Origin of the sequence: Paenibacillus filicis, assembly GCF_038070315.1 — a bacterium.
In the GTDB taxonomy this organism is placed as follows: domain Bacteria; phylum Bacillota; class Bacilli; order Paenibacillales; family NBRC-103111; genus Paenibacillus_G; species Paenibacillus_G filicis.
Genome location: NZ_JBBPCC010000058.1, coordinates 1 through 1033 on the forward strand (window position 1 = coordinate 1; position 1033 = coordinate 1033).

Genomic DNA, 1033 nt, shown 5'->3' on the forward strand with positions numbered 1-1033 from the left:
AGTGGAGGCAGACGAGGGGAACTGAAACATCTAAGTACCCTCAGGAAAAGAAAACAATAGTGATTCCGTCAGTAGCGGCGAGCGAACGCGGATTAGCCCAAACTGGGGCGATTTATCGCCTCGGGGTTGTAGGACGCCGTCATGGGTGCAGCAGATTAGGTGAACAGGTCTGGAAAGGCCGGCCATAGTGGGTAAAAGCCCCGTAGCTCAAAATCTGCGAACACCCTAGGCGTATCCTGAGTAAGGCGGGACACGTGAAACCCCGTCTGAATCCGGCAGGACCATCTGCCAAGGCTAAATACTCCCTGGTGACCGATAGTGAAGCAGTACCGTGAGGGAAAGGTGAAAAGAACCGCGGGAGCGGAGTGAAATAGAACCTGAAACCGTGTGCTTACAAAAAGTCAGAGCCCGTTCATGGGTGATGGCGTGCCTTTTGTAGAATGAACCGGCGAGTTACGTTTGCAAGCGAGGTTAAGGTGAGAAGCCGGAGCCGCAGCGAAAGCGAGTCTGAATAGGGCGACATAGTTTGTAGGCGTAGACCCGAAACCGTGTGATCTACCCCTGTCCAGGGTGAAGGTGCGGTAACACGCACTGGAGGCCCGAACCCACGCATGTTGAAAAATGCGGGGATGAGGTGGGGGTAGCGGAGAAATTCCAATCGAACTCGGAGATAGCTGGTTCTCCCCGAAATAGCTTTAGGGCTAGCCTCGGGAGATGCGTCGTGGAGGTAAAGCACTGATTGGGTGCGGGGCCCGCCAAGGGTTACCAAGTCCAGTCAAACTCTGAATGCCACAGACGTTATCCCGGGAGTCAGACAGTGAGTGCTAAGATCCATTGTCAAGAGGGAAACAGCCCAGATCATCAGCTAAGGTCCCGAAGTGTGTGTTAAGTGGGAAAGGATGTGGAGTTGCCCAGACAACCAGGATGTTGGCTTAGAAGCAGCCACCATTGAAAGAGTGCGTAATAGCTCACTGGTCGAGTGACTCTGCGCCGAAAATGTAACGGGGCTAAACACACCACCGAAGCTATGACG

The 1033-nt window shown here is 53.7% G+C and carries 1 rRNA gene; it reads left to right on the forward strand.

The window, feature by feature from the left end:
* A 23S ribosomal RNA gene (locus WMW72_RS35500) occupies positions 1 to 1033 on the forward strand; the annotation flags it as partial.